The organism is Bacillus sp. CH140a_4T, assembly GCF_008923725.1.
Lineage (GTDB): Bacteria > Bacillota > Bacilli > Bacillales > Bacillaceae_G > Bacillus_A.
In genome coordinates this window covers 292,756-316,084 of record NZ_WBPF01000005.1, presented here as the reverse complement: position 1 = coordinate 316,084, position 23,329 = coordinate 292,756, and the positions used below count along the sequence as shown (strand labels likewise).

22 protein-coding genes and 3 pseudogenes are annotated in these 23,329 nt (G+C 33.4%); 21 read left to right on the top strand and 4 right to left on the bottom strand.

The genetic code is table 11. From position 1 onward, the window contains the following. Window positions 1–26: 26 nt before the first annotated feature. Window positions 27–275: pseudogene (locus F8162_RS02685) on the bottom strand (stress protein); the annotation flags it as partial. A 309-nt stretch (window positions 276–584) separates the two neighbouring features. Here F8162_RS02685 and F8162_RS02680 point away from each other — a divergent pair. Next, window positions 585–2,210: an ABC-F family ATP-binding cassette domain-containing protein gene (locus F8162_RS02680; protein WP_000633871.1), complete on the top strand. Its 1,626-nt coding sequence runs from the start codon at window positions 585–587 to the stop codon at window positions 2,208–2,210. Window positions 2,211–2,740: 530 nt separating this feature from the next. Beyond that, the gene (locus tag F8162_RS02670; RefSeq protein ID WP_151635137.1) at window positions 2,741–4,714 is read left to right on the top strand and encodes an LTA synthase family protein; all 1,974 of its coding nucleotides are present in this window, start codon (window positions 2,741–2,743) and stop codon (window positions 4,712–4,714) included. A 58-nt stretch (window positions 4,715–4,772) separates the two neighbouring features. Here the strand turns inward: F8162_RS02670 and F8162_RS02665 are convergent, their stop codons facing one another. Then, a complete protein-coding gene (locus F8162_RS02665; protein WP_064475602.1) occupies window positions 4,773–5,444 on the bottom strand; it encodes a TerC family protein in 672 nt (223 codons plus the stop codon). Between the two features lie 338 nt (window positions 5,445–5,782). Next, window positions 5,783–6,610 carry a peptidoglycan-N-acetylglucosamine deacetylase gene (locus tag F8162_RS02660; RefSeq protein WP_151635139.1) on the bottom strand — a complete coding sequence of 276 codons (828 nt, stop codon included), beginning with the start codon at window positions 6,608–6,610 and terminating at the stop codon, window positions 5,783–5,785. A gap of 215 nt (window positions 6,611–6,825) precedes the next feature. On the opposite strand from F8162_RS02660, the gene F8162_RS02655 reads away from it, so the two are divergent. The 9 genes and pseudogenes from F8162_RS02655 (at window position 6,826) to F8162_RS02615 (ending at window position 13,583) form a co-directional block, all read left to right on the top strand. Next, complete coding sequence (locus tag F8162_RS02655) at window positions 6,826–7,086, top strand: hypothetical protein (RefSeq protein WP_120340984.1); 261 nt, start codon at window positions 6,826–6,828, stop codon at window positions 7,084–7,086. A 687-nt stretch (window positions 7,087–7,773) separates the two neighbouring features. Next, on the top strand, window positions 7,774–8,595 hold the full coding sequence (locus F8162_RS02650) for a hypothetical protein (protein ID WP_088092449.1): 822 nt from the start codon (window positions 7,774–7,776) through the stop codon (window positions 8,593–8,595). A 205-nt stretch (window positions 8,596–8,800) separates the two neighbouring features. After that, window positions 8,801–9,190, top strand: coding sequence for a VOC family protein (locus tag F8162_RS02645; RefSeq protein WP_151635141.1), 390 nt, complete (start codon window positions 8,801–8,803; stop codon window positions 9,188–9,190). Between the two features lie 166 nt (window positions 9,191–9,356). Beyond that, window positions 9,357–10,322, top strand: a complete 966-nt coding sequence (locus F8162_RS02640) for a PLP-dependent cysteine synthase family protein (RefSeq protein ID WP_151635143.1) — start codon at window positions 9,357–9,359, stop codon at window positions 10,320–10,322. A gap of 222 nt (window positions 10,323–10,544) precedes the next feature. Continuing rightward, complete coding sequence (locus F8162_RS02635; RefSeq protein ID WP_151635145.1) at window positions 10,545–11,228, top strand: DNA alkylation repair protein; 684 nt, start codon at window positions 10,545–10,547, stop codon at window positions 11,226–11,228. Between the two features lie 16 nt (window positions 11,229–11,244). After that, window positions 11,245–11,946 (top strand): nucleotidyltransferase domain-containing protein, encoded by a 702-nt coding sequence (locus F8162_RS02630; protein ID WP_151635147.1) that lies wholly within the window; start codon window positions 11,245–11,247, stop codon window positions 11,944–11,946. 15 nt (window positions 11,947–11,961) lie between these two features. After that, a pseudogene (locus F8162_RS02625) lies at window positions 11,962–12,508 on the top strand (GNAT family N-acetyltransferase). 34 nt (window positions 12,509–12,542) lie between these two features. Beyond that, window positions 12,543–13,043, top strand: a complete 501-nt coding sequence (locus tag F8162_RS02620; protein ID WP_151635150.1) for a GNAT family N-acetyltransferase — start codon at window positions 12,543–12,545, stop codon at window positions 13,041–13,043. 15 nt (window positions 13,044–13,058) lie between these two features. Beyond that, a complete protein-coding gene (locus tag F8162_RS02615; RefSeq protein ID WP_151635152.1) occupies window positions 13,059–13,583 on the top strand; it encodes a DinB family protein in 525 nt (174 codons plus the stop codon). Window positions 13,584–13,617: 34 nt separating this feature from the next. Here F8162_RS02615 and F8162_RS02610 read toward each other — a convergent pair whose 3' ends face one another. After that, window positions 13,618–14,103, bottom strand: coding sequence for a hypothetical protein (locus F8162_RS02610; protein WP_225990136.1), 486 nt, complete (start codon window positions 14,101–14,103; stop codon window positions 13,618–13,620). A 283-nt stretch (window positions 14,104–14,386) separates the two neighbouring features. On the opposite strand from F8162_RS02610, the gene F8162_RS02605 reads away from it, so the two are divergent. The 10 genes and pseudogenes from F8162_RS02605 (at window position 14,387) to F8162_RS02560 (ending at window position 23,215) form a co-directional block, all read left to right on the top strand. Continuing rightward, complete coding sequence (locus F8162_RS02605) at window positions 14,387–15,325, top strand: multidrug resistance efflux transporter family protein (protein ID WP_151635156.1); 939 nt, start codon at window positions 14,387–14,389, stop codon at window positions 15,323–15,325. 54 nt (window positions 15,326–15,379) lie between these two features. Beyond that, window positions 15,380–15,790: a GNAT family N-acetyltransferase gene (locus tag F8162_RS02600; protein WP_151635158.1), complete on the top strand. Its 411-nt coding sequence runs from the start codon at window positions 15,380–15,382 to the stop codon at window positions 15,788–15,790. A 311-nt stretch (window positions 15,791–16,101) separates the two neighbouring features. Beyond that, window positions 16,102–17,292 carry a DUF418 domain-containing protein gene (locus tag F8162_RS02595; RefSeq protein WP_151635160.1) on the top strand — a complete coding sequence of 397 codons (1,191 nt, stop codon included), beginning with the start codon at window positions 16,102–16,104 and terminating at the stop codon, window positions 17,290–17,292. A gap of 180 nt (window positions 17,293–17,472) precedes the next feature. Beyond that, window positions 17,473–18,084 (top strand): hypothetical protein, encoded by a 612-nt coding sequence (locus tag F8162_RS02590; protein ID WP_151635162.1) that lies wholly within the window; start codon window positions 17,473–17,475, stop codon window positions 18,082–18,084. A gap of 20 nt (window positions 18,085–18,104) precedes the next feature. Continuing rightward, entirely contained in the window at window positions 18,105–19,352 is a 1,248-nt protein-coding gene (locus tag F8162_RS02585) for a glutathionylspermidine synthase family protein (RefSeq protein ID WP_151635164.1), read from the top strand. Between the two features lie 203 nt (window positions 19,353–19,555). Further along, complete coding sequence (aacC, locus tag F8162_RS02580; RefSeq protein ID WP_151635406.1) at window positions 19,556–20,356, top strand: BA2930 family N-acetyltransferase; 801 nt, start codon at window positions 19,556–19,558, stop codon at window positions 20,354–20,356. A gap of 12 nt (window positions 20,357–20,368) precedes the next feature. Next, window positions 20,369–21,058: a phosphopantothenoylcysteine decarboxylase gene (locus tag F8162_RS02575; RefSeq protein WP_151635165.1), complete on the top strand. Its 690-nt coding sequence runs from the start codon at window positions 20,369–20,371 to the stop codon at window positions 21,056–21,058. Window positions 21,059–21,195: 137 nt separating this feature from the next. Continuing rightward, a complete protein-coding gene (locus F8162_RS02570) occupies window positions 21,196–21,669 on the top strand; it encodes a tetratricopeptide repeat protein (protein WP_151635167.1) in 474 nt (157 codons plus the stop codon). Window positions 21,670–21,681: 12 nt separating this feature from the next. Continuing rightward, on the top strand, window positions 21,682–22,737 hold the full coding sequence (locus F8162_RS02565) for a hypothetical protein (RefSeq protein WP_151635169.1): 1,056 nt from the start codon (window positions 21,682–21,684) through the stop codon (window positions 22,735–22,737). Next, window positions 22,730–23,215, top strand: a pseudogene (locus F8162_RS02560) (NUDIX hydrolase). The gene F8162_RS02565 and the pseudogene F8162_RS02560 overlap by 8 nt, the downstream one beginning before the upstream one ends. The last annotated feature ends 114 nt before the right edge of the window (window positions 23,216–23,329 follow it).

Sequence of the window (23,329 nt, the reverse complement as noted above, 5' to 3'; positions counted from 1 at the left end):
GAATCCCCTTTTAAAAGGGGATTCTTTTATTTAATAAACTTGTCCATTACATCTTTATATTTTGCAAACTCTTCATCTTTCATATCGCCATTCATTTGTAAAAGAAAATTGCCTTTTTCGTGTGTATGAGAGAATAACATAGGAGCATAATTTCCTGATTCATCGTAATATTTCTTAACTTTTTCTAGGTCTTCTTTCTTTGTAATTTCGAATAAACGACCACCTTTATCTTCACCAAGAGCAGGTACGATAATACGTTTTCCTTCTTCTCTTATTTTGATTCAGTAGGTGTTTTTACATTGTTATTACTACATGCGGTTAAGGAAGTAAGAGGTAAACATAATGCTCCAATGATAAATATTTTCTCTTTACATTATGAAATTTGCTTCTATATAATATTGTTTCGTTAAAAATATACATTTTATTCAAGGTAGAAAAGGGATGAATAGTAATCAACCGTTGCTATTCATCCTTCTTCTACTATATAATAGCTATAGTCTACAATAATTGAGTCGTAATATGCGATTTTTTAAGACAATCGGTGAGAAAACGCTGAAATAAGCGGTATTAGTAGGAGGACACAAATGATTACAGTAAGTAACGTTAGTTTGCGTTTTGCGGATCGCAAATTATTTGAAGATGTTAACATAAAATTCACGCCAGGTAACTGTTACGGTTTAATCGGAGCAAACGGTGCGGGTAAATCAACATTTCTAAAGATTTTATCTGGAGAAATCGAACAATCAACAGGTGATATACATATTACGCCAGGTGAGCGTCTGGCAGTATTAAAACAGAATCACTTCGAATATGAAGAGTTCCCAGTATTAGAAACAGTAATTATGGGTCACACGCAACTTTATAAAGTAATGCAAGAGAAAAATGCCATTTACATGAAAGAAGACTTTAGTGATGAAGATGGTATGCGTGCTGCTGAACTTGAAGGTGAGTTCGCTGAGCTTAACGGTTGGGAAGCAGAATCAGAAGCTGCAATCCTTCTTAAAGGTTTAGGTATTGGTGAAGATGTTCATGATAAGAAATTGTCAGAATTAACTGGGGCAGAGAAAGTAAAAGTATTACTTGCTCAAGCATTATTTGGTAAACCAGACATTCTATTACTAGATGAGCCTACCAATCACTTGGACTTAAAAGCGATTCAATGGTTAGAAAACTTCTTAATGAACTTTGAAAATACAGTAATCGTTGTATCCCATGACCGTCACTTCTTAAATAAAGTTTGTACGCACATGGCTGATCTTGATTTCGGTAAAATTCAACTTTATGTTGGTAACTATGACTTCTGGTATGAGTCAAGCCAATTAGCTTTAAAATTAACACAAGATGCTAATAAGAAAAAAGAAGAGAAAGTAAAAGAGTTACAAAACTTCATTGCACGCTTTAGCTCAAACGCATCTAAAGCGAAACAAGCAACTTCTCGTAAAAAATTATTAGATAAAATTACATTAGATGATATTAGACCATCATCACGTCGTTACCCATTCGTTGGCTTTACACCTGAGCGTGAAATAGGAAATGACTTATTAACTGTTGAAGGTCTTTCTAAAACAATTGATGGTGAAAAAGTGTTAGATAATGTGTACTTCACTTTAAATAAAGGTGATAAAGTTGCATTTATCGGTCGTAACGATATCGCGATGACAACATTATTTAAAATCCTTATGGGTGAAATGGAGCCAGATAGCGGTTCATTTAAATGGGGCGTTACAACATCTCAATCTTACTTCCCAAGAGATAACTCTAAATACTTTGAGAACAGTGACTCCAACTTAGTTGATTGGTTACGCCAATTCTCTCCACAAGATGAGTCAGAAAGTTTCTTACGTGGTTTCTTAGGCCGTATGTTATTCTCAGGTGAAGAAGTTAAGAAGAACGTTTCTGTATTATCTGGAGGCGAAAAAGTTCGTTGTATGCTATCTAAAATGATGTTAAGTGGTGCGAACGTAATCACACTTGATGATCCAACGAACCACTTAGACCTTGAGTCTATCACTGCATTAAACAACGGTTTAATCGCATTCAAAGGTACAATGTTATTCACATCTCATGACCATCAGTTCGTACAAACAATTGCAAACCGCATTATCGAAGTAACGCCAAACGGTGTAATCGATAAAGAGGCTACTTACGATGAGTTCTTAGAAAATGAAGAACTTCAAAAACAAGTAGATGCAATGTACAAAGGTCAATAATAAATGATGAAAAACCTCGCTCTCTTTATGAGAGTGAGGTTTTTTTATAATCATTGTTTTTATGAATTGTGAATAATTATACAGAAATAACTTTAGCGGTGGAAAGTTATTTTGATGTTGCATATAGAGAAATGGCTACAGCATGAATAAACTATGAAATTCATGAAGGGATGTAATATACACCCAAAAAAACTAATTCTATCTATTATTAAATTCATTATATTACATTAATGTTCCAGAACTGGAGACATATTTATTTGCGAAGCAGTGAATAAAAGTTTATAGTATGTGGTGTCATAATTAGTGGATGGGACATGGGGGAAAACAGAAAATGTTACAAATTTATTTTATTAAATAGAAACCAAGGTCAAAATGTCTAGAAAGAAATAGTTGAATAAATACTAGCTTCAAATTATAATTACTAATATTCTTCATTTAGTTAAACAAACAAAATCTATTTGAAGATAAAAAATTGAATAGAGACAGACTTATAGAAAAATAAGCCTTGGATGATCAAAAGAGGTGGAGAGATGAAACAATTACTATTAAAGAGTAAGCGAGTGTTAAGCAATCACTTTGGATTTTTCGTGTTTGCCATTATTTTATTCTGGTTAAAAACATACGCAGCATATGTGACAGAATTTAATTTAGGGATATCCAACACAATCCAAAAGTTTTTACTGTTTTTCAACCCGTTAAGCTCAGCAGTTTTATTTTTAGGGCTCGCATTATTCGCAAAGGGGAAACGTGCTTACATTTGGTTAATTGTTATTAATTTGTTAATGTCTATACTGTTATACGCAAACGTAGTATATTATCGCTTTTTCAGTGACTTTATTACGTTCCCGACATTAACACAAACGAATAACTTTGGAGATTTAGGTGGTAGTATTTTTGCATTGCTACACGCATATGATCCACTATATTTCTTAGATACAATCATTTTAATTGTTTTAGTTGCAACAAAATTCGCAAACCCAAAACCAATTCGTGTTGCCAAACATAAATTATCACTAGTATTTGTAGCAGGTATTTTATTATTCAGCATTAACTTAGGTCTTGCAGAATCCGATCGTCCTGAATTATTAACAAGAACATTTGACCGTAATTATATTGTGAAATATTTAGGGGCATACAACTATACGATTTATGATGGCATTCAAAGTGCGAAAGCATCAACAGAACGAGCGTTAGCTGATGGAGATAATATGACAGAGGTTAGAAATTATCTTGCATCAACATATGCAAGTCCAAATCCTGAGTACTTTGGTAAAGGAAAAGGAATGAATGTAATTTATATTCATTTAGAATCATTCCAAAACTTTTTAATTGATTATAAATTAAATGGGCAAGAAGTTACACCGTTCTTAAATTCATTTACAAAAGATGCGAATACGTTATACTTTGATAACTTCTTCCATCAAACAGGACAAGGTAAAACATCTGATGCGGAGTTCATGTTAGAAAACTCAATGTTTGGATTACCACAAGGATCTGTTTTTACAAATAAAGCTCATAACACGTTTCAATCAGCACCAGCTATTTTAGGGCAACAAGGATACACATCAGCAGTGTTCCACGGTAACTATAAAACGTTCTGGAACCGTGACGATATTTATAAATCATTTGGTTTTAATAAATTCTTTGATGCGTCATACTATGATATGAATGAAAAAGATGTAGTAAACTATGGATTAAAAGATAAACCGTTCTTTAATGAATCAATTCCGTTATTACAAACATTGAAACAACCGTTCTACACGAAGTTCATTACGTTATCGAACCATTTCCCTTATCCGATTGATAAAGCGGAAGCAACAATTGAACCAGCGACTACAGGTGATTCATCAGTAGATACGTATTTCCAAACGGCACGTTATTTAGATGAGTCTGTAAAAGGTTTCTTGGATTACTTGAAACAATCTGGTTTATACGATAACTCAATTATCGTTATGTACGGTGACCATTATGGTATTTCAGATAATCATGGCGCAGCAATGTCTCAAATAATGGGTAAAGAAATGAACTCATTCGAAAACGCACAGCTGCAACGAGTACCATTAATCATTCGTGTTCCAGGAATGAAGGGTGGCGTACAACATCAATACGGCGGAGAAATTGATGTTCTTCCGACACTATTACACTTACTAGGTACAGATACGAAAAATTATGTCCAGTTCGGATCTGATTTACTATCACCAGAGCATAAACAAGTTGTTCCATTCCGTAACGGAAACTTCGTAAGTCCAACAGTTACTGCATTGAATGGAAAATACTATGATACAGCTACTGGTAACGCTGTAGAATTAACAGACGAAATAAAACAAAATGAACAAATGGTTCAAAAATCACTAAAATACTCTGACCAAGTCGTAAATGGTGACTTATTACGATTCTATACACCGGAAGGATTTACACCGGTCGATCGTTCGAAGTACAACTATAACAATCGTGATAAAAATAAAACGAAGGTAAAGACGACTGAAGACGGAGAAACGAAATAAATAGTAAAAAGCGCTACTCCTATGAGTAGCGCTTTTGTTTGTACATAGAACGTTGTCATTATATAGAAACATCTTTCTTTTTTTGTTTCATCTTTCCAAAGAATACTACACCGGCAATGATAATAATGATAAATGCCCATTTTATGAAAGGGTTACTTTCGAAAAATCCAGCGAACCATTTTTCATCTACAATCATTTTCGCAGCAGTATAAGCTAAAACAGCTGCTCCAATCGTAATAATGACAGGGAATCGGTCCACCCATTTTAATATTAATGTACTGCCCCATACGACTACTGGAATAGATACTAATAGTCCGATGATGACTAAAGAAAAGTTGCCATGCGCAGCTCCTGCAACAGCGAGAACATTATCTATACCCATTAACGCATCAGCAATAATAATGGTTTTAATAGCAGACCAAAACCCTTCTTCGGCCTTAATATCATGATCTTTGCCTTCAGCAATTAATTTGTAAGCGATCCATATAAGGAGTACACCACCAATTAGAAGTAGCCCTGGTATTTTTAATAACCAAACGACAACTAAAGTAGCGAGAGCTCTAATGGCGATTGCCCCGATAGTTCCCCATATAATAACTTTCTTTTGTTGATCTTTCGGTAATCGCCTTGCTGCTAACCCAATTACAATGGCATTATCACCGGCTAATACTAAATCAATTACAATGATGGCAAGTAAGGCAGACAAATATTCGGCTGAAAGAAAATCCATATACACATCACCCCTTAAGAGTAATATGTGCTAAAGTGTTGATAATATAAAAAATAGAATTGAATTTGTATATTCAATCCTAAATTTCCTGATATATTTTAATATGTATATGTATTTTAAATTGGAATCAATCACTCTTGCGATATTTTTTGCTTTTCGTTTCTCTTTCTTAATTTCCGATTCATCTTTTTAATACGATTTTCTCTTCTATTGTCCCAGTTATCACTTTTATTTCTATTGATACAAAGGAAGGAGGGGGGATAGAATTTACGAGAAGTACTGCACAATACGATAAAAAAAGACTCAATAACCTACTAGAGGAAATAGAGTCTTTTTCATTACATACGATTATCGTGCCAGAAGTTTAATGGGAAGTGTTCGTTCTCACTATAACTTTCTAATTCATATCCTTTTTCTTTCAGCCCTTTAATAATTCCTGGTACTGCTTTAACGGATTGTGGATGAATATCGTGCATTAGAATTACTTCTGTTGGCTTGTTAGCTCCATTTACAACGTTTTGTACAATTTTAGCTGATGCAGCATCAACAGGCATTTTGCTGTATGTCCAGTCTAAAGAATCAATTGTCCAATCCCAAACTTTCAACCCATTTTCAACAACTTTGTTACGAAGAGCTTCATTTAATCCTGGCATTGAGCCGTAAGATGGACGAGTTAATACTGGTGATTTACCTAGAACACCAGCGATTAAGCCTTGATCTTCCTTCATTTCATCTACATAACGACCTTCTGTATAAAGTTTCTTGTAATTATGAGTCATACTATGCATCCCAACATAGTGGCCTTCAGCATCTTCACGTTTTACAAGATCAGGGAAAGCTTTTACGTTTGAACCAATTAGGAAAAATGTTGCTTTTGCATTTTCTTTCTTTAACATATCTAAAAGCTCAGCTGTGTATTTTCCAGGACCATCATCAAATGTTAAGTAAGCTACTTTTCTAACTTGCCCATTATATTGTTTTGGAGCTTCTTTCGGTGCAAGAGATGATTGAATTTCACTTACAAGTTGAACAGATTTTGCTTCATCCTCTGTGCTTGCTAGAGCAATATGTGCTGATCCTAAAGCGGCTTCGTATGTAAATAATACCCCCGCGCAAATCAACATAGCCCTTTTTACTAAAGTTGTCATTTGAATTCCATTGTGCATAATTTTCCTTCTCTCTATAAAAGTTCTACTCTACTATATTAGCAATTATAGGGAGGTAATTGCAAAAAAACTTTTTAACTACTGCAAAAAAGTTTGTCCAAAATTATGCAAAATTTAAAAGGAATGACACTTTTAAAGAAATGGAACAAAAGGTGGATAGTTTTAATCTTAAATTGGAACACTACAACGGAAATTAATTTTAGGAGGTGCTTTAATTGAATTATAAAAAAATGCTTTCTATATTTATGATGAGCATATTTACAGTAGGAATGTTATTTGGGTGTAATCCAGCTCCAAAGGATGAACAGGAGCCAGATCCAACGGAGGAACCTTCTGAGCAAAGGCAGGAGGAAAAGAATGAAAAACAAGATCCTTCTATGGAAAAAAATAATGAATTAAACAAGAAGGATGAACAAGAGCCAGATCCAACGGAAGAGCCTTCTGAAGAACAAAAGAAGAAAAAAGAAAATGAGTAGTTGTAGTTTAATAAAATATGTAACGTGATTTTGTAACGAAGAATATTTTCTAAAATATACAACCACTTTTCTTACTTTATAAAAAAGTGGTTGTATAAAATTGTATATGCATTTAAATATTTTATGGATATAAATTTTGTCTTAAGGCTACTTTTTAATTCGTGTAGTTTGTGATGTTTATTTCCCCTAAAATGAAGCTTGAAATCAATATTCATTTATCTTTACAAACTCTTCAATCATCAAATTAAATTCACCCGATAGTTTTATCAACAAACTTTATGTTGCTACCGCTTTCTGTATTACATACTTCGTACAGTATAATTACAATTTTTATTATACTCTCTCCTTAATTTAAATCTACTATCCCCCTGATGTGTATTAGTAAGTATTATAGTGATAAAGTTGTAACAAAATCTTTCAATTGCTTCATGTATTTTATGAAGATTTGCTCTTTCTTTTAACGATTAAAGGGTTAAATATATTAGAAAGTTTTAATATATTAAAAACTCTATTTTCTCGGAAGCAGCAAATAAAAAATTAAAGAAATTAGACTAAAGTGTTAAAAGGAAGGGGGCTAATCATACTTTCGTATTACTTCATTTTCATTCCAATTATTGATTCGAATATTTTTGTTTTCTATTAAAATATTGGTATAAGAACAATTAAATTTAAAAAGGGAGTGGGAATATGGTTAATTATATTTGCACTACATGTGGAGTACAGTATCCCGAAAATGAAGAAGCACCTTCCCGTTGTAATATTTGCAATGAGGAAAGGCAATATGTGAATCCAATTGGGCAGTCATGGACAACATTAGAAACTATGCAAAATAGCAATTTATACAAAAATGAAATAATAAAAGAAGAAAGTGGTTTGTATAGCATTACTACAAAACCTAAATTTGCAATTGGACAAACAGCATTTTTAATACAAAGTAAAACTCTACATGTTATGTGGGATTGCATTAGCTATTTAGATGATAAAACGATCAAGAGTATATATGATTTAGGTGGTATTCAAGCAATAGCACTTTCTCATCCACATTATTACTCTACACAAGTAAAATGGGCGGAAACATTCAATGTACCTATCTATATTCATGAAGATGATAAAGAGTGGGTGGTTCGCCCGAGTAAACAAATTAAATTTTGGTCTGGGGAACATTTGATATTATCGGAAGAACTTACATTGCATCGCTTAGGAGGACATTTTAAGGGCGGGACTGTTATGCATTGGAAAGAAGGTAACGAAGGGAAAGGAATTTTGTTATCAGGTGATATTATACAAGTAGTTTCCGATCAAAAATGGGTAAGTTTTATGTATAGTTATCCAAATCTCATCCCATTACCAGCGAATAAAGTTAGAGATATGGCAGAGAAAGTAAAAGATATCCAGTTTAGTCGACTATATAATGCATTTCATGGTGTGGTGGAAGATGCGAATAAGGCTGTACAAAGATCTGCTGATCGGTATATAAAGGCTCTGCAAGGAGAACTTTTTCATACGTAATAAAATATAAGGAAGAACTATTTATTTCATCTCAATATTCATATAACTACTTTTATATGAATTTAATACTAAAGTCCTACTATTTATAAACTAATAGGTCTTTCAACTTAGGTAGTTCTCACTCCAATGAGGGATATGAAAGGAAATATATGTAACTTATAATAATTACTATAAAGCTTTGGAAAATGAAAAGGAGGAGATTTGCATGAAGAATTGGGTTCAATTTAGAATTGCAAGACCAACAGATAAATTTGAAGAAGTTATAGGTTTTTATGAGATGGGGTTAGGGTTAAAGCGTATAGGAGAATTTCATAATCATGAAGGATATGATGGGGTTATGTTTGGATTACCGGATGCCGAGTATCATTTAGAGTTTACAACGCACGTTAATGGAAGTCCATGTCCGGCACCGACAAAAGATAATTTACTAGTATTTTATATGCCTAATAAAGAAGAAATTGAAAAAATAGTGAATCGATTAAGTAATATGGGCTATCATGAGGTGGAACCAGAAAATCCGTATTGGATAGAGAAAGGGACCACAATAGAGGATCCAGATGGCTGGAGAATTGTGCTTATGAACGCATTTGAATAAAGAAGCTCTTCTCGTATGTAATGGAGTATAACAAAATGATTTAGTCATAAATCCCTACAGCATTTGTAGGGATTTTTATATAAAAAGATTTAGCTAAGAGAGTTATGAAGATGTAGAAAGTATTTTAGCTAAAAATAAATATGATTTATGTAGGAGGAATAGAAGTATGACATTAAAGCATTTTAATGAGTTCGCTAAAAATGTTGGGAATACACCTCTCATTAAATTAGAATGCGAAGAAACGAAGGATCTTTCTGTTTATGCTAAATGTGAATGGCATAACCCTACAGAATCGATTAAGGATAGAGCCGCACTTGGAATGATTAATAAATATTTACAAGAAGCGGACAAAAAACAACCTATTTTAGAGTATAGCGGTGGAAGCTTAGCGAGATCAATTGGCTATATTTGTTATTGTTTAGGAGTTCAATGCACGTTAGTTTTAAGTTCTGGAACTGGTAAATCACTACTAAATGAACTTAAACATTATGGAGCTAACGTGATTTTAGTTGATAAATGTATGGGTTTTTACGCAGTAATTGAAAAGACAATTGAGATTAGCAAACAAAAACCAGAGTTATACTTTTTATTCCAACATTATAATAATGCAAATCTATTAAGTCATATAGAAGGAACAGGACGAGAAATTATTACACAAATGAATGGAAAACCAATACACGCATGGGTAGCATCTGCTGGTACTGGTGGAACTCTAATGGGGGTCTATAAAGCAGTAAAGAATTATACAAAAAAAGTTGAGCTACATTTAGTAATGCCTGCTGAATTGCCTTATGGTTCCGGACAACCACCAAATCATTTAAAGAAATATGCTGGATCAGGTGGGTTCGGCCTAGGAAGGAAACAACATTTCATAGAACAGGAAGACAATTTGATAGAAAAACAATGGACATATTCATATGAAGAAACCTTGTATGAAATGGCACGTTTTTATAATGAAACTGGTATGAAAATAGGAACGTCTGCAGCGGCGAATTTATTAGCTGCTAAACAAATTGGAAAAGGAAAAGGTGCGGATTTTAATGTAGTTACAGTTTTTCCAGACGCAGGTTCTATAGAAGAGTGGTCAGATGTAAAGAGCTTACAAAAAATAAAAAGAGGATCAAACAAATAAAAGTACTTTCAAATTTTATTTCTTACACTATGGGAATTTGATGAAATGAAAACCTGTATATGTTCAATGTACAGGTTTTTCATATTTGTTCTAGTTATTTGTAGTAACTATATAATTTCACATACCGTATTTAAAAAATAAATATAGGAAAACCAAAAAGTAATGTAGAATATATCGTACATACATATATGAAGTCAACAGAAAAGATAAAGAGGTGGGCATATGTTACTTGAAGAAGTAATGCAGCAATTAGAGGAATATGGAACAGAACAAAATCGTAAAACGTATAAAAACCACGGAGCGAAAGAGCCACTATTCGGAGTTAGTTTTGCCAATTTAAAATTGTTAAAAAAGAAGATTAAAAAAGATCATGATTTAGCGACTTTATTATGGGAAACAAAAAATATGGATGCAATGACTTTAGCAACGATGATTGTAGATCCGAAGGAAGTTACGACAGAACAGCTAAATAAATGGGTACAGGAGGTTGATTATTATTGTTTAATGGACGTTTTGATGACGGCTATTTGTACTTCGCCAATCGCGATAGAAAGAATGGAAGAATGGACAAAGTCTGATGATGAATGGATTGGAAGAGCAGGCTGGTCTTTATTAGCAAATATAGCGATTAAAAATAAAACGTTACATGATGATTTCTTCTCTCCGTATTTAGAAGAGGTTAAAACAAATATACATAATGAAAAAAATAGAAAAAAAGAAGCGATGAATAGTGCTTTAATTGCGATAGGAATTCTTAATGAAGACTTGGAGAGAAAAGCGATTGAAATTGCACGTGAAATTGGAAAAGTGCAGGTTGATCATGGGGCAACATCATGCAAAACACCAGATGCAGAGCCGTATATAAAAAAAGCGAGAGAAAGAGTTGAAAAAAAGAAAGTGAAATAAGAAAAGGAGAACGGTTATGAAAGCAAAGGAAGCAGCAAAAAGTATAATTACATCACAATTTCCGAATTGTGATGTAGCTTTACTTGGAGGAAGTGTTGCACGAGGAGAAGCGACAAAAACATCTGATTTGGACATTGTAATTATAGATCGTAATTTGTCATCTTGTTATAGGGAATCTTTTTATAGTAATGGATGGCCCGTTGAGGTGTTTGTACATAATTTTGAAACGTATAAAACCTTTTTTAAAATGGATTGTGATCGCGGAAGACCTTCGTTGCCACAATTAGTTTCAGAGGCTATTGTATTAAAAGGTGAAAATGAAATTGTTGAGGAATTAAAAAGAGAAGCAAATGATTTACTAAATACAGGACCAGCTAAATGGAACGAAGAAATGATGAAACAGAAACGGTATTTTATTACAGATACTTTGGATGATTTTATTGGTGCATCAAAAAGAGAAGAAGAATTGTTTATCGCGAATTTATTAGCTGATCTATTACATGAATATGTATTAAGAGTAAATGGTAGGTGGCTTGGAAATTCAAAATGGTTTATAAGGGTACTTAGAACATATGATGAACAATATGCAAATCAATTTGTAGCGGCGTTTGATCATTTTTATACAACGGGAGAGAAAAGAAAATTAATTACTTTTGTAGAAAAAACGCTAGAACAGTATGGAGGAAGGATGTTCGAAGGGTTTTCTATAGGAAAATAGAAAGGGGATAGCGCAATGAATGTACCATTCGTTCAATTAAGAGAAATGACATTAGATGATGTAGAAGATAGATATCAATGGTCATTAGATAAAGAAGTAACAAAACACTTAGTGGTACCAGATCAATATCCACCATTCACTCGTGAGGATACGAAAAAATGGATTGAAGCATGTATCAATCGAAAAAAATGGTTATGAACAAAGAGCTATCACTGCAGAGAATGGCATACATATTGGATGGGTAGATCTTAAAAACTTTGATAAAACAAATAAAAATGCAGAACTAGGAATCGCGATTGGTAATAAAGAATACTGGAGTAAAGGGTATGGAATAGCGGCCCTATACAGTATGTTACATCTAGCATTCTTTGAATTTGAATTAGAAAAAGTTTGGCTACGTGTAGATGAAGATAACTTTCAAGCTAGAAAGAGTTATGAAAAGGCTAGTTTTGTTTGTGAAGGACTAATGAGAAATGATCGATTACGTCAAGGGAAATTCATTCATCGTTATCGTTATAGTATGTTAAAAGAAGAATACGAATTTTTAAATGGTAGCTTATAAAAATATTATGTTAACTTAAAGGGGCTGGAGAAATATGATCCGATTACTTACGAAAGAAGACGCGAAACAATATTGGGACTTACGTTTACAAGCATTACAAGTAAATCCGGAGGCATTTGTAACAACTTATGAAGAGGCGACTCTTCAGGAAAATCCTATTAAGCGAGTGGAAAGTAATTTAACAGCTACTACTAGTTGTACACTCGGTGCTTTTAATGAGGATCATCAATTAGTTGGAGTTGTTACTTTACTAACAGAAGAAAAAGAGGCGTATAAGCATAAAGGTCATATCGTTGCGATGTATGTAGATGCAAGTAATCGAAGAAGTGGCCTTGCACGTGAACTAATACGTAAGGCAATTGAAAAAGCAAGAGAAATAAACTTGGAACAATTGACATTAGGTGTTGTATCCACAAACGAACCAGCAAAAAAATTGTATGAATCAATGGGCTTTAAAACGTATGGAATCGAAGAAAGAGCTTTAAAAATGAACGGTGTATATAGTGACGATGAATATATGGTGTTGTTCTTTTAAGAAAGGGAGTTTAGTATGAAAGACCTCCATTTAGAAAAAAATATGAACCCGCAAGTTGCGATTTTGTATGCGACGGTTACTGATACATTTAAACGATTGCAAAAGTTAGTAGAAGGTATTGATGAGAAAGAACTGTCTTTTGAAAGTTCGGAAAATAATGAAAATAACATTGGGCAACTACTTCAACATTTAGCAGTTGTCGATTTACACTGGGTGTACCGCTTAAAAGGAGAAGTAGTTCCACTGGCACTTGAAAATATATATGGACCTATGTTAAATGAAGTAGGAGAACTGCCAAGTTTAAGAAAACAGAAGTTGCAACAATTAATGCAAGATTATGAAGCTGTGCAACAAATGTTTTATGAGGAATGTATGAAACTAACAGAAGCTGATTTAACACGAGAAGTTTTTTACGAAAAGGGAGAAAATGCGACTATAAGGTGGGGGATATGGCATATTGCTGATCATAATCGGTACCATCAAGCTCATATTAGTCGGTTGAGAAAATTGTACAAAGAATATCAACTACATATAATCTAAATGTAAGCGTGAGAAACTCCCCGTAATTAATAGATTAGGGGGAGTTCATTTTAAATTGGCTTTTTTTCTTTTCTTCCCAAGTTAACATCAAATTTTTATGGTAGTCTTTTGGTTGCGCCATTAAATACCAGTAAATTATATGCGCAATTGTAGGCTGCCATTTTTTATGGCGTATTCTTATATTTTCGTGATGAGTATAGTGAGTGGAAATGACAGTCGCTTTTGTGTCTGGGAAACCGCTATATACAATATCTTCTATCTCATACCAATAAACTTTATTCCCATCTAAATCAATTATAATACCTTCATCATCCCAATAAAACCCGGTATTCTCTCTTCTTTTTTTCAAAAGATAAAAACCATAGTATATAAAAATGCCTGGGATGATTAAGATTAGAATACCAAGGAAGAAAAATTCATCTATTAAAGCTAAAATACAAATGAATAGAAAAGAAAGTCCTGCAGCTAACATCAATAAGGTGAATACTATGGAAATTTTATATGTTTTATATGTTTTCAATATAATTACATCCAAATAACTAATTTATTTCTTAAGCCAAAACTCTTCATCTGTACGATATGCACCAACAATTATGCATATAGCAGATATAAAATGTATACAGATCTCGATTAGCGGAATCTATGGAACGAATGATGTAGCGATTCCTTCTGATTTTATTTTAATATATTGTATAATAAATGAAAATACTATTATTTTTATAAGTTAATATGCTGTTAAAAAATTTTGCATCCGAATAAATTGAGAGTTATGTAATAAAAAAACTATTATAAGGGGTTTTATAATGAAAGCTATTGTAGTAGGGATATTGGCATCATTTTTCTTTGCCTTTACCTTCGTTTTAAACCGGGCGATGGACTTAGAAGGTGGGAGCTGGATTTGGAGTGCATCATTACGGTACTACTTTATGGTTCCGATGCTGTTACTTATTGTCATGTATAGAGGTAACTTAAAGCAACTCTTTCAATATATGAAAAATAATCCGAAAGAATGGTTAGTGTGGAGTATCGTTGGATTTGGCCTCTTCTATGCACCACTTAGTTTTGCCGGAGCTTTTGGGCCTGGTTGGCTCGTTGCATCAACATGGCAAATTACGATCGTCGCAGGTATTTTGTTAACACCATTTTTTGCAGTAGATCCATTACATAAAAAACTTCCAATGAAGGAATTAGTTATGTCGGGTATTATTTTATGTGGTGTTGTACTTATGCAAGTAGAACATGCTTCTTCATTAGGAATTCGTGAAACCATTTTATGTGTAGTTCCAGTATTTATTGCAGCGTTTGCTTATCCTCTTGGAAACCGAAAGATGATGCAAGTTTGTAAAGGGGAATTAGATGTATTCCAGCGAGTTCTTGGTATGACGTTAGCAAGCTTACCATTTTGGTTTTTATTATCTGGTTATGAAGTATCAACAGGCGGTTTACCTTCAAGTAACCAAGTTTTCCAATGTTTTATTGTAGCAGTTAGTTCTGGTTTAATCGCGACAGTATTATTCTTCTTTGCGACAGATCTTGTAAAAGATGATCCACAAAAACTAGCAACAGTAGAAGCAACACAATCCGGTGAAGTTTTATTTGCGTTAGTAGGAGAGCTCATCTTGCTATCAGCGCCAATTCCGTCATCTTTATCTTGGATTGGTATGAGCCTCGTTATTATTGGAATGATACTACATAGTTATGTAGCGATCGTTGTGAAGAAAGAAGAAAAAATAACGGCGTAATGAGATTAGCTCTTTATATTAAGAGCTAATTTTTTCATTGAAAGGAATGATAAAATGAATTTGCAACGCGTGGAAGAAATTGAGAAAAATCCAATATTAAATGTGCTACAGTATGCAGTCGGGCCAAGTGAAACTAGCTTAAAGAAAGTAGTTTTATATTATCGAAGTAATAAAGGGACTTTGTACAGATATGAAGAAAAGGCTTGCATAGGTATTGAAATAATTGGAGCAAATAAAGCGAGAATATGTCACATAGCAGTCGCTCCACAATATCGTCATAAAGGAATTGCGTTGCAAATGATAAAGGAAGTATTAAGAATACATCAATTGACTTATGTAGAAGCAGAGACAGACAAAGAGGCAGTAGGATTTTATAAAAAAATTGGTTTTCAGGTTAAAAGTTTAGGAGAAAAATATCCGGGGATTGAAAGGTTTCATTTGTATTTTAAAAATAAAACATATTGAATTAATCTTAGAATATAATATCCGGAATAGGATTTGAAGAAATAGTTCGTTTTTTATTTTTCCCGTGCTATTTACGGGCAATAAAACGCTCACCTCAAAACAGCTGGAGTAAGGAAGTTAGATGGCAGCCCTGCAGCCCATAAATGCTCGATTGGTACGGGCTAATAATCAGTGAGGGATGAACAAAACCTCCACTGATTAAAGTTTCACTTTATCTGTTCTAATTTTAATAGCAACTAGCTATTAGTTTTTGACAAAAATGCAAAAGAAAAGCCAGGATATTCAGTTTATTATAAGGAAGGAAGTAAAATATGAGTAAATTAATAAATAATGAAACAATTGAGAAGAAGCGTGCGGTCTCTTTAGATTTAGCAAGAGGCACTATGTTACTGTTAATCGTACTTGCTCATGCACCGCTTTATTTATATGCTGCGGATCCTGGAATTATGCATAGGGTGGAAAGCGGTAGCTTCTTCGATCAAATTGTAAACCTTTTTGGTATATTCATAATTGATAATCGTGCAAGAGCAATGTTTGCCGTATTATTAGGCTACGGTTTGGTTCTAGCATTTGAAGGGCAAATATCAAAAGGGAAAAATGAAAATCATGCTGTAAAAATAGTAAGAAAACGCTCTTGGTATTTAATACTGTTTGGGATTGTGTTAGCGGTCTTAATTGGAGGGCAAGATATTCTAATGGCCTATGGTTTAGCTGGGCTTCTTGTTAGTCCACTATTAAAGTGTAAAATGAAAACATTAATTCGAACATTTATGATTATCACTATATTGTATATCATTTTTATTCCAATAATATGGGGATTTAATATGCAAGCAATAGGCGATTACGGTTTTTCACCAGATGTTTCAGCAAAAGACACGTATCTAAGTACTACAATGTTACGATTACTTTTCTTTCCTGCTATACCTGTTCTCATTCATTTTATGTTCCCGATTCTTCCTTCTGTAATTCTTGGTTTGTGGATTGCTAGATATCAGTTATTAATAAAACCAGAGCAACATTTGAAAAAATTATATTTTATAACAATTATAGGATTAGCAATTTCCTTAATAGGTGCTTTGCCTCTATCTTTTATAGGTACTATATGGTATCCAAGTGTATTTATAGCTGGAATGATAAATGGAATCCATATTTTAACTGGAATTGCTGGAGGATTAGCATATGCAACGGGTTTCGGAATAATAGGGAGTAGATTAAAAAATCCAGGGTACTTTAGCCTTTCATTAATTGCTCTGGGAAAGCGCTCATTAACATTTTTTGTTTTGAATGAGGCACTGCTTGTTATACTATTATCACCTGTAGCATTTGATTTAGGAGGGCATGTAAGTAACGCTCTTGCTGCATTGATAGCAATAAGTATTTGGATATTGTCTGTCCTATTAGCTGCAATAATGGAAAAAAACAATCTGAATGGACCATTAGAGATTTTATTGAGACGTTTAGTATATAAAAATAAAAAAATTGAAAGACGACCCCGATATTAGGGTGTCTTTCAATTTTTTATATTCTATATATAAAATTATAATCTAATGATAGTTCGTTTTTATTCTGGGAATAAAATATGCAAATGTGCATATAGAGTTTAGTTTGAAAAAATTAACATATACATTATATAATAAAGTTATCTGGAAAAATATAGATAAAAGAAATTAGGTGTATAACACATGAGAATGGATAAAAGTAAATTTATAAAAGTGGCTGCTTCAATAGGAGTATCATCATTTTTATTAACTGGGTGTGGTGATTATGAAGAAGAGACTGTACAGAAAGAAAGTACAGCTGTTAAAACGGATGATGCAAAGCAAGGGAATGAACAAGAAGCTTTAAATTGTGATGATAAAATTCCTACCAATGAAAATGTAGAACTTGATAAGTTATGCAAGGAAATTAATCCATCGTTTTCATCATATCATGAAAACTCACATTTACCGATACTTCCATTCGTAGCAGGATATTTATTAGCAAGCAGAACTTCAAATATGAATTATACAGCAAAACCCAATGTAATGAAGAAACCGTATGCAAATAATATTATTCCATATCGTGAAAAAGACCAAAGTAGAACTGGTGGCAGCGGTGGTGGAGGATACTACGGCGGAACTAACAGTAACAACAATAATTCTTCCAATAAAGTTGATTTAAATAAACAACAGCCAAATTCCTCTAATAAAGTGACGCCAGATACGAATACGCCGAAATCATCTACGACACAAACGCCGAAAGTGAATTCTGGCTCCAGTGGAATTGGGAATGCAAAAGCGCCAGCGGGATCATAATACGAAAGGATAATAGGATCATGTATACAGAACAAGAGCAGAAAGAGTATATGAAAGTATGGTTTTCACTTGCGGAAGAGGCTGGTCGGAATGGTTTTACATGGCCGAGTCTATTAGAAGATGAAGAATGGAATCAATATATGGCAACGGGTATGTATCGTATGCCAGCAAAGACTTATACTGCTATTTCAAAAGCGACAGAAGAAATTATGTATGTGTTATATAGAACGTATCAATATATTGTAAATACGACAGAAGATTTTCAAAAACTAGGATTTCCAGCTGAAACGTGGGAAATTACGAGAATGAAACATACTGGTTTGTTTTCATTTTTTACAAGGTTTGACTTTATCGTAAATGGTGAAGATATAAAGTTAATAGAAGTAAATTGTGACACACCAACTGGTTATTTAGAGCCGTCTGTCGCAAATGAAGTGTTATGTCGTTATCATAATGTAAATCACCCAAATCATATAGAAGAGCATATTGTGCAGGCGTGGGAACAAATTAAACATGACTATAATATAAGTCCTATAGAGACAATATATTTTACTAGTTATGATTGGCACGATGAAGACCATCAAACAGTTCAATTTATAAGAAACTATTGTTTAGATCAATCAACGGATTATATAGGTATACAAGATATCGTTGTTGCAGATGATGGTATATATACGCCAAATGGTGAACGAATTTATTATTTATATAGACTATATCCGATTGAATATTTAGTTTCAGATGTTGATAAAAAAGGGAAAAGAATTGGTCTCCAGTTTTTAAATCATATAGCGCAAGGAAGAGTGAAAATCATAAATCCACCGGCTGCCTATCTTATGCAAAATAAAAGTGTACTCGCATTAATTTGGCAACTATTCGAAGAGGAAGTTTTCTTTGAAAAAGAGGAGCGAGAAATCATTCAGAACTACTTCTTACCAACCTATTTTACAAATAAACCATTTATAGAAAGAAATGAATCATATGTTTCTAAACCTTTATATGGCCGTGAAGGCGGAGGGGTATCTATATACGAAAATGATGAGCTTTTAGCAGAAGACAAAACAGCCTATTACTTTGAACAGCGGAAAATATATCAGCGATACATAGAAATGCCTGACTACACAATTGACACATGGGATGGTCCGTATACTGGAAAACTATTAATTGGTTCACACTGCATTAGCGGGAGAGCTGCTGGGATATTTTTACGTGTAGGTGAGAAAATAACGGGAAACTTATCGATGTTTACAGGGGTTACAATTGAAGGATAAATGAAACAAAGAGCCCATCATTTTTGATGGGTTCTTTCGTTTATATATAGTGATTTTTTTCTTGTGATGTAACATATAACTAAGCTCTATGTGAGTGGATTACCATTTTTTATGTTCATAAAAACGATTAAGTTAAAAATTAAGAAAAATATGATAATATATGTATGTAGTAGTTTAATACAAATGGGGGAACAATTGTGAAAATGAATGACATAGTGGCAAGTACACCATTGCCAAATACAATCAAAACAATTACAAATGATTTAAGAAAATTAGGATTAGAAAAAGGAATGACGGTTATTGTGCATTCTTCGCTAAGTTCTATTGGCTGGGTATCTGGCGGAGCAGTTGCGGTAGTAGAGGCGTTAATGAAAGTTATTACGGAAGAGGGAACAATTATTATGCCAACACAATCTTCGGATTTATCTGATCCGAAACATTGGTCAAGGCCACCTGTACCTGAAGAATGGTGGCAAATTATCAGGGATAACGTCCCGGCATTTGAGCCACATATTACACCAACAAGGGCAATGGGAAAAGTAGTTGAATGTTTTCGTACATATCCGAATGTAGTGCGCAGTAACCATCCATTAGGAAGTTTTGCTGCATGGGGAAAGCATGCAGAAGAAATAACGATGAATCAGTCACTATCAATGAGTTTAGGAGAGGAGTCTCCATTAAGAAAAATATATGATTTAGACGGGTACATATTATTAATTGGTGTTGGATATGATTCCAATACGTCTGTACATTTATCTGAAGTACGTACTGGTGCATGTGAGTTATTAAAAGTAGGCGCACCTATTTTAGAAAATGGTGAAAGAGTATGGAAAGAGTTTGTTGATATGGATTACGATTCTGATAAGTTTGTAGAAATCGGTGTAGAGTTTGAGCGAAAAGGAACTGTAACAAATGGAAAAATAGGAAATGCAACGTGCCGTCTTATGAAGCAACGGGATATCGTTGACTTTGGAACAGAATGGTTTCTTAAGAAAAATCAGTAAGGGATGGTTATAATGAAGGGAAAAAAGGTATTAATTACGAGTGGTGGTTGTTTAGAAAAATGGGACCAAGTGCGTGGTCATACGAATATGGCAAAAGGAACAATTGGTAGAATAATCGCCGAAGAGCTTATAAGTAAAGGAGCACATGTTATATATTTACACGGTTATTTTGCTGAGAAACCAAAAGATATAAATAATCAGTTGGAATTACACCCGTTTGAAGGAATTGTTGATTTGCAGGATAAAATGAAAAGTATCATTACACATGAAAAAGTCGATGCGGTCATTATGGCAGCGGCTGGATCCGATTGGATTGTAGATAAAATTTATGATCAAGATGGGAATGTTCTTGATATGAATGGAAAAATTTCAAGTGATATAGCGCCAATCATTCATTTTCAAAAGGCGCCAAAAGTATTAAAACAAATAAAAGAGTGGGATCTAGAAACCGTACTCGTTGGATTTAAACTTGAAAGTGATGTAAATGAAGAAGAACTGTTTGAAAGAGCGAAAAATAGAATGAAAGAAGCTAAAGCGAGTGTAATGATTGCAAATTCACCACATTCTTTATATTCGCGCGGGGCGGAACACCACGTAATTGGAGAAGACGGTAATAGGAAGTTATGTAATGGTAAAGATGAAACAGCAAAAGAAATTGTCAAAAGGTTAGAAGTGCTATGTAATCGTATTACTACTTTATAATTTTAAGTATTTGGATAAGAGTGAATCCGCATAGTATATATAGGTAAGCGAAGCTTTAATTTAAGGGGATTTTACTTTTACACGAACGTTAACCATTCGAGATGGATACATAGAATAATTGGTGAGGGGTGGATTCTATGGAACATTTATTAAAGCAAGCTATTAAACTAAGAAATGAGAAGAAATATGTACAGTCCAAAGAGATACTTATTGGGCTAACAAACTTTACGCGGGATGCAGAAGTGCTTTTTCAATGCGCCTGGATACATGATGTAATGGGACTTGAAACAGAGGCTGTGCCATATTATGAACAGGCGATTGCAAACGGTCTTGAGGGTGAGTCACTTTGCGATGCATATATCGGTCTTGGAAGTACATATCGTTGTATAGGTGAATATGACAAAGCAATTAAAGTTTTAGAAACGGGTTTGCAGCAGTTTCCGGATAATGATGTGATGAAAGTATTTTTGTCATTAGCAAAATATAACGTAAACGATCATGAATCCGCGATGAAATTATTACTTGAAACGGTTATAAAAATAGACGAAGTTAAAGAATTTGAACGTGCCATTACATTTTATAAAGATCATTTAAATAAGGTTATTAAATAGGGGAGTGAACGTATGAATGCCACACTATCGCGAAGGCGAAAAGGTATTTGGATTGGACTCGTATTTTTAATCTTATTATCCAACTATTTATTGTATGCTCTTCCAATTGTACCAGTTGCTCCGAAAGAAGTTGTACTTGGTTCTTTGTTAGATTGTATATTTGCAATTCCGGTTATTACGTATTTCTTTATTATTCGAAAAAGATACTCATTAACGTATATATTACCTGTCGTAATAGCTGGTTATATATTTGCAAGATTTATTATTCCAAGTGACTATTTACAAGATTTTTCATACGTTTCTTATATTATAGTTGCGGGAGAAATTGCTTTTGTATGCGTAGAGTTATTCCTTCTATATAAAATTGTTAAAAAGCTTCCTAACATAATAAAAAAATATAAAGAATATAAAAGAGAGTATTCTTCATTTTCTTATGCAATTGATGCAGCGTTTGATGCGACTATGAATAGAAATAAATTAGTAAATATCATTGTAACAGAATGTAAGTTAATCTATTATGCATTTTTATCATGGCGTGTAAAAATACCAGAAGGTGAATCTGTATACTCATATCACAAAAAGACTGGTGCAATAGGTGTATATATCATGATCATTCATGCAACCTTAATAGAAAGTATCGGTTTTCATTATTTGCTTCATCAATGGAATCCAGTAATAGCATGGATTTTACTTATTTTAAACGTGTATGCAATGTTTTATTTTTTAGCTGAAATACAAGCAATGCGAAAAAATCCAATTATTGTTGCGGAAGAAAAAGTAATTATTCAAATTGGATTAGGAAAGAAAATTGTTATACCCTATATTCAAATTGATAATATTACGTTTTATAAAGGCGAACCTTTAAAGAAAGAAGAAGAGAAAGAGGTTCTTGACGCAACTGTGATGGAATTTATAAAGGAACCTCCAACATTTGAAATAACACTAAATGGGCCAGTAAAGGCGCAATTGTTATATGGATTTTCTAAAACTGTAAGTCGTGTTCATTTAAATGTTGATGAGAAGCGAAAGTTTTATGATGCGGTTATGGAGAAGTTGAAGCATGAATAATGCTACTAATTTTCATCGTGCGTTTGGTGTGTACGGCATTTGTATCGAAAACAATAACTTATTAGTAATTGATAAAATTAAAGGTCCGTATAGAAATCGGTATGATTTACCTGGTGGTAGTTTAGAAGATGAGGAATCATTACTAGCTGGACTTCATAGAGAGATTAAAGAAGAGACGGGGCTGAAAGTGAAGGTAGTAAAACAAATAGGTACAGTTGATTTTCAATTTCCATCAAAATTCAAGGAGTACACACATGTTCATCATATCGCAGTTTTTTAATTTGTAGAAAGGTGCGAAGGTGAATTCAAAGTACCGGAACAATTTGAAGAGCAAGATTCATTAGGAGCTAGATGGATTCCAATAGAAAGTATTACTGAAGATAATTCATCTCCTCTTGTATGTAGTGCTGTGGAGTGGTTAAAAGAATCTAAGTTTCGTTTAGAAGTGAAGGCTTACAAATCATGGGTTATAAAATAATAATACAAATAGAGTTCCTTCTAACTTAGAAGGGGCTTTTTTGTGGAGTAGAAAATGCGATCATATAAATTTTAACTTAAAAACAATGAATGAATTGACTAAACGCTTTTTTAG